Origin of the sequence: Halomonas sp., assembly GCF_041689495.1 — a bacterium.
Classification (GTDB): domain Bacteria; phylum Pseudomonadota; class Gammaproteobacteria; order Pseudomonadales; family Halomonadaceae; genus Halomonas.
Map to the genome: position 1 here is coordinate 1 of NZ_JBDNGD010000205.1, position 6,337 is coordinate 6,337.

Here is a 6,337-nt window from a genome sequence, read left to right on the forward strand (position 1 = left end):
ACGGGTAGAATGAGCAATTCCTTTCATTGACCGCCCTGGCCTCCATGACCGCTACACCAAAGCTTCTCGCGCAGGCCGACCGTCAATGCCAGCGAAGTGGTGTTCGTTTCACCCCGATTCGCCGTCGGGTTCTGGAATTGATCGCGGATACTACCGGGGGGCTCAAGGCCTATGAGTTGCTCGATCTCCTGGCAACGGAGCATGCTGCGGCGCGACCACCGACCGTCTACCGCGCACTGGAATTCCTCATCGATCAGGGGCTGGTGCACCGAATTGAATCACTGAATGCCTATGTCGCCTGCCCCTGTCCGGATCATGTGCATGGCTTTCAATTGTTGATCTGTCGACGTTGCGGGAGGGTCGAGGAACTGCATCTGGAAGAGATTTCGGATCAGTTGTCGCAACAGGCGCGAGAGCTGGGTTTCCGGGTAGAGCGACAGACCATCGAGTTGCTGGGTCACTGCGAGACCTGCCTGCCATCGGCCGAGGGTAACGTTCGGAGTCCTCATGAGTGATCTCTTCAAACGCCTGGAAAAGGCCGGTGCCAACAGCCGTTATCCCCTTGCCGAGATTCTTGACGCCGCGGGTTTCAATGCCGATGGCCTGATCCCTGCCATCGCCCAGCAGCACGACAGCGGCGACGTATTGATGATGGCCTGGATGAATCGCGAGGCCCTGGAAGAGACGCTTTCCACCGGCCGGGTCTGCTACTGGTCGCGATCACGCGGCAAATTGTGGCGCAAGGGCGAGACTTCGGGCCAGCAACAGCATCTCGTCAGTGCGGCCCTCGACTGCGACGGGGACACCCTGTTGATGCAGGTCGATCAGACCGGTCCGGCATGCCACAGCGGTCGGCGCAGCTGTTTCTATGTTGCTCTGGAAAGCAACCAGGCGCGTATCAAAAGCGACCCCATCATCGATCCGGACAGCCTCTATGCGACTGCCGACCGCTCTCACTGAAGGCGCTCGATGAGGTCCACTGGCCCCCTGCTCCGCCGTTTGCTTGGCGGTCTTTCCCGCCTGACGGCTCTAGCCATGATCGGGCTGGTCAGTCTCTATCAGGTCGTGATCAGTCCCTTTCTCGGTCAGCGTTGTCGCTACTGGCCGAGCTGTTCGAGCTACACCAGGGAAGCCATCGAGGTGCATGGGCCGCTCAGGGGTGCCGGAATGGGCGTGAAGCGTATCCTGCGCTGCCATCCCGGTTGCGAGGGCGGGATCGATCCGGTTCCAGGTGGCCCCAGCGAGGCCCTGTGCCGGGAAGACCCTGAACTGGATGACGACTTTCGCGTCAGACCGCAGGCCACGGATCGCTAGCGCTCAGGCGGCTTCCTGCTCGGCGACTTCGTAGATGCGCTTGAGCATGGCACTCAAGCCATTGCTGCGCGTAGGCGAGAGATGCTTGTCGAGGCCCAGGTCGGTCATGAAATGCGGGCTGGTGGAACGAATCTGTTCAACCGGACGGTCGTTGTAGATGCGCATCAGCACCGCAATCAATCCCGAGACGATGGCGGCATCCGAGACGGCATCGAAATGAAGGGTGTCGCCCTGGCACTGATGGCGCATCCAGACATTCGACTGGCATCCCTTGATCTTGAGCTCATCCACCTTCCATTCCTCCGGAAAGCTCGGCAGCTGCTTGCCCATGTCGATGATGTACTGGTATCGGTCCATCCAGTTGTCGAAGATCTCGAAATCCTCGAGCAGCTCCTGCTGAGCCTGTTCTGCGGTACTCTCGGCGCTCATGGGGATTACCGGTAGTAGGCGTTGGTGGTGTCGCTGTGGTCGGTGACATCGCGAATGCCGGCCAGTTTGGGAATGCGTTCTATCAGGGTCCTCTCCACGCCATCCTTGAGGGTGATGTCCACCGCCGCGCATCCCTGGCAACCGCCGCCGAAGGACAGTACGGCAACCTGGTCCTCGGTGAGCTGGACGAGCTTGACCTCGCCGCCATGGGACGCCAGGCCGGGGTTGATCTCGCTGTAAAGGACATAATTGACGCGGTCCTCCATGGGGCTGTCGGCATTGACCTTGGGCATCTTGGCATTGGGTGCCTTGATGGTCAGCTGGCCACCCATGCGATCGGCGTTGAAGTCGACCACCGCCTCCTCGAGAAAGGCCAGGCTGTTCTTGTCCAGATAGACACGGATTTTCTCGAGCTCCAGCAGGTCGTCGCTGGGCTCTTCCTCGCCGGGACGGCAATAGGCCAGGCATGTCTCGGCATAGGGAGTGCCGGGCTGGGTGATGAAGATGCGAATGGCAATTCCCTCGACGTTCTGCTTTTCCAGCAGTTCGGTAAGGTAATCCTGGGCGCTGTCGGTGATCTGGATGTTCTCGCTCATGAGAGCCTCGCTGTTCGTGTCTGCGCGCGGCAGGTCATCGTCTCGGACGAATCACCCACCGCGAGCCATGAATGTCACGTCCCTATGTTAAGCCAGTCGAGAGGGTGAGACAATCCCGAGTGGATTACTGGGTTTTTGTAGGTTGTGCCCTGCCCCGGCCGCCAGACTTTTGCTAAGATTGTGCGCCATTCCGATTGCTTACCCCGAGATTCACTCGGCAATGGCAAGACGGTATACCCTCGAGATTTCGCTGGAGAGACCCCCGACCCATGGCTGCCCCCCCTTCTGCCCTGACCGCTACCCTGACCGAACGCCTTGCCGAGCGCATTCTGATGCTCGACGGCGGTATGGGCACGATGCTGCAGAATGCCTCGCTCTCCGAGCAGGAATTCCGGGGTGAGCGCTTCACCGACTGGCCGTCCGATCTCAAGGGTAACAATGATCTTCTGGCCCTCACCTGCCCCGACCTGGTGGTCCGTATCCATCGGGACTACCTCGAGGCAGGCGCCGACATCGTCGAGACCAACACCTTCAATAGTACCCGCCTCTCCCAGTCCGATTACGGCATGCAGGACCTGGTACCGGAACTCAATCGGGAAGCCGCGCGCCTGGCTCGCCAGGTCTGTGACGCCGTAGCCCAGGAGACCGGGGTGCCGCGTTACGTGGCCGGCGTACTGGGACCAACGTCGCGTACCGCCTCGCTGTCGCCGGACGTCAACGATCCGGCCATGCGCAATGTCACCTTCGACCAGCTTCGCGATAACTATTACGAGGCCGCCGAAGCGCTGATCGAGGGCGGTACGGACCTGATCCTCATCGAGACCATCTTCGACACCCTCAATGCCAAGGCAGCCATCTTCGCCCTGGAACTCCTCTTCGACACCCGCGGCGAGCGCTTGCCGGTGATGATCTCCGGTACCATCACCGATGCCTCGGGGCGTACCCTGTCCGGTCAGGTCACCGAGGCCTTCTGGAGCTCGGTGCGTCATGCCAAACCCTTTTCCATAGGCCTCAACTGCGCACTCGGGGCCGCGGAACTGAGACCCTATCTCGAGGAACTCTCTACCAAGGCGGATACCTTTGTCTCCGCCCACCCCAACGCCGGGCTACCCAATGAGTTCGGCGAATACGACCAGACCCCCGAGGAGATGACCGCCATCGTGGCCGAGTTCGCCGAGAGCGGCCTGGTCAATATCATCGGTGGCTGTTGCGGCTCCACCCCCGAGCACATCGCCGCCATCCATGCGGCCATCCAGGGCGTGACGCCTCGCCAGGTGCCGGTGCGTCCGAGGGCCTGTCGTCTGTCCGGACTGGAACCCTTCAACATCGAGGCCGACTCCCTGTTCGTCAACGTCGGTGAGCGCACCAACGTCACCGGCTCGGCACGCTTCAAGCGCCTGATTGTCGACGAGGACTTCACCACCGCCCTGGAAGTGGCCCTGGAACAGGTGGAAAACGGCGCCCAGGTCATCGACATCAACATGGACGAGGGGATGCTCGAGTCCCAGGAGGCCATGGAGCGCTTCCTGAACCTGATCGCCGGGGAGCCCGACATCTCCCGGGTGCCGATCATGATCGACTCCTCCAAGTGGGAGATCATCGAGGCGGGTCTGAAGTGCGTCCAGGGCAAGTCCATCGTCAACTCCATCTCGATGAAGGAAGGCGAGGACGCCTTCCGCGAGCAGGCCACCGCCTGCCGGCGGTACGGCGCCGCCGTCATCGTCATGGCCTTCGATGAGCAGGGCCAGGCCGATACCTTCGCCCGCAAGACCGGGATCTGCCAGCGTGCCTATCGGATCCTGGTCGATGAGCTGGACTTCCCGCCGGAAGACATCATCTTCGACCCAAATATCTTCGCCATCGGCACCGGCATCGAGGAGCACAACAACTACGCCGTGGACTTCATCGAGGCCACCCGCTGGATCCGTGAGCGCCTGCCCCATGCCCTGATCTCGGGCGGCGTGTCCAATGTCTCCTTCTCCTTCCGCGGCAACAACCCGGTGCGCGAGGCCATCCACTCGGCGTTTCTCTACCACGCGATCCGCGCGGGGATGACCATGGGTATCGTCAACGCCGGTCAGTTGGCTGTCTATGACGACCTGCCGACGGAGCTGCGCGAGGCGGTGGAGGACGTGGTCCTCAATCGCCGCAGCGACGCCACCGAGCGTTTGCTGGACCTCGCCGACAAGTACCAGGGTGACGGCAGTACGGGTGCCAGGAAGGAGGATCTGGAATGGCGAAGCTGGGAGGTCGAGAAGCGCATCGAGCATGCACTGATCAAGGGGATCACCGCCCATATCGAGTCGGATACCGAGCTCGCTCGAAAGCGTGCCGAACGCCCCATCGAGGTCATCGAAGGGCCCCTGATGGACGGCATGAACGTGGTCGGCGACCTCTTCGGCGCCGGCAAGATGTTCCTGCCCCAGGTAGTCAAGTCGGCACGGGTAATGAAACAGGCCGTGGCCTACCTGATCCCCTATATCGAGGCAGAGAAGTCCGAGCAGACTCGAGCCAAGGGTCGAATCGTCATGGCCACGGTCAAGGGGGATGTCCATGACATCGGCAAGAACATCGTCGGCGTGGTGCTCCAGTGCAACAACTATGAGGTCATCGACCTGGGCGTGATGGTGTCTGCCGAACGGATCCTGCAGACGGCGAAGAACGAGAACGCCGATATCATCGGTCTTTCCGGCCTGATCACACCCTCGCTTGACGAGATGGTGCATGTGGCAAGGGAAATGCAGCGTCAGGGCTTCACCCTGCCGCTGATGATCGGCGGCGCCACCACCTCCAAGGCCCATACCGCCGTCAAGATCGAGCCGGGGTACGCGCATCCGGTCATCTATGTCGCGGATGCGTCCCGGGCGGTGGGGGTGGCCGGCAAGCTGCTCTCCCCCGGCCTCAAGGACGCCTATGTGGCCGATATTCGTACCGAGTACGAGGCGGTCCGCGAGCGCAATGCCAAGCGCCGTCCCAAGGCGGCGAACCTGAGCTATGCCGAGGCGCGCAAGAGAAACCCCGACATGGGCTGGCAGGACTATACCCCGCCTCGCCCAAGGGTTCTCGGCCTCAAGGTCTTCGATGACTATGACCTCGAGGAACTCGTCGACCAGATCGACTGGACCCCCTTCTTCATGAGTTGGCAGTTGTCCGGCAAGTACCCGAAGATTTTCGACGATGCCAAGGTCGGTGAGGCGGCGCGCAGCCTCTTCACCGATGCCCAGGCAATGCTGCGCAAGCTGATCGACGAAAGGCGAATCCAGGCCCGTGGCGTGATCGGTCTCTGGCCCGCCAACAGCGTCGACGATGACATGGTCGAGGTCTATACCGACGAGTCGCGTACCCAGGTCCTCGAGCGGCTGCATCATATCCGGCAGCAGACCAACAGGAATCGGGATGGAGTCTGCTACAGCCTGGCCGACTTCATCGCCCCCAAGGCTACCGGCAAGCCCGACTGGATCGGCGGCTTCGCCGTCACGGCCGGCCATGGCGTCGAGGCGCTGGCGGAGGAGTACAAGGCTGCCGGCGACGACTACAATGCCATCCTGGTCCAGTCACTCACCGACCGGATGGCCGAAGCTTTCGCCGAGCGCATGCACGAGCGGGTCCGCAAGGAATTCTGGGGCTATGTGCCGGATGAGGCGCTGGACAACCATGACCTTATCGCCGAGAAGTATCAGGGTATCCGCCCGGCCCCGGGCTATCCGGCCTGCCCGGATCACACCGAGAAAGCGACGCTCTTTCGACTGCTGGATGCCGAGACCAACAGTGGCCTGACACTCACCGAGAACTTCGCCATGTGGCCGGCGGCGGCGGTGGCCGGCTGGTACTTCTCCCATCCTCGCTCGAAGTACTTCGCCACCGGCAAGATCACACGCGACCAGGTCGAGGTGATCGCCGAGCACAAGGCCATGCCGACTGGTGAACTGGAACGCTGGCTCTCCCCCGTCCTCTCCTATGACCCCGCTCCGGCGTCTTCCATGGGCTCATCTTGACGG

6 protein-coding genes are annotated in these 6,337 nt (G+C 61.9%); 4 read left to right on the forward strand and 2 right to left on the reverse strand.

All coding sequences use genetic code 11. From position 1 onward, the window contains the following. Positions 1-44 precede the first annotated feature (44 nt). Genes ACESMD_RS07355 through yidD form a run of 3 tightly spaced genes read left to right on the forward strand, consistent with a single transcriptional unit; the run spans position 45 to position 1,314 of the window. Entirely contained in the window at positions 45-515 is a 471-nt protein-coding gene (locus tag ACESMD_RS07355; protein WP_372611783.1) for a transcriptional repressor, read from the forward strand. Further along, positions 508-960, forward strand: coding sequence for a phosphoribosyl-AMP cyclohydrolase (gene hisI, locus ACESMD_RS07360; protein WP_372611772.1), 453 nt, complete (start codon positions 508-510; stop codon positions 958-960). The genes ACESMD_RS07355 and hisI overlap by 8 nt, the downstream gene beginning before the upstream one ends. Positions 961-969: 9 nt before the next feature. Continuing rightward, the gene (gene yidD, locus ACESMD_RS07365; protein ID WP_372611774.1) at positions 970-1,314 is read left to right on the forward strand and encodes a membrane protein insertion efficiency factor YidD; all 345 of its coding nucleotides are present in this window, start codon (positions 970-972) and stop codon (positions 1,312-1,314) included. A 3-nt stretch (positions 1,315-1,317) separates the two neighbouring features. Here the strand turns inward: yidD and ACESMD_RS07370 are convergent, their stop codons facing one another. Beyond that, entirely contained in the window at positions 1,318-1,743 is a 426-nt protein-coding gene (locus ACESMD_RS07370) for a SufE family protein (RefSeq protein WP_372611776.1), read from the reverse strand. 5 nt (positions 1,744-1,748) lie between these two features. Beyond that, positions 1,749-2,339: a Fe-S biogenesis protein NfuA gene (nfuA, locus tag ACESMD_RS07375; RefSeq protein WP_372611778.1), complete on the reverse strand. Its 591-nt coding sequence runs from the start codon at positions 2,337-2,339 to the stop codon at positions 1,749-1,751. A gap of 269 nt (positions 2,340-2,608) precedes the next feature. Here nfuA and metH point away from each other — a divergent pair, with 269 nt between their 5' ends. Further along, the gene (metH, locus tag ACESMD_RS07380; RefSeq protein ID WP_372611780.1) at positions 2,609-6,334 is read left to right on the forward strand and encodes a methionine synthase; all 3,726 of its coding nucleotides are present in this window, start codon (positions 2,609-2,611) and stop codon (positions 6,332-6,334) included. Positions 6,335-6,337 lie beyond the last annotated feature (3 nt).

What these genes read in the sequence shown, in the direction of transcription:
- ACESMD_RS07355 (WP_372611783.1), top strand. Translation starts at nt 45, where the DNA reads ATGACCGCTACACCAAAGCTTCTCGCGCAGGCCGACCGTCAATGCCAG.
- yidD (WP_372611774.1), top strand. Translation starts at nt 970, where the DNA reads ATGAGGTCCACTGGCCCCCTGCTCCGCCGTTTGCTTGGCGGTCTTTCC.
- ACESMD_RS07370 (WP_372611776.1), bottom strand. Translation starts at nt 1,743, where the DNA reads ATGAGCGCCGAGAGTACCGCAGAACAGGCTCAGCAGGAGCTGCTCGAG.
- hisI (WP_372611772.1), top strand. Translation starts at nt 508, where the DNA reads ATGAGTGATCTCTTCAAACGCCTGGAAAAGGCCGGTGCCAACAGCCGT.
- nfuA (WP_372611778.1), bottom strand. Translation starts at nt 2,339, where the DNA reads ATGAGCGAGAACATCCAGATCACCGACAGCGCCCAGGATTACCTTACC.
- metH (WP_372611780.1), top strand. Translation starts at nt 2,609, where the DNA reads ATGGCTGCCCCCCCTTCTGCCCTGACCGCTACCCTGACCGAACGCCTT.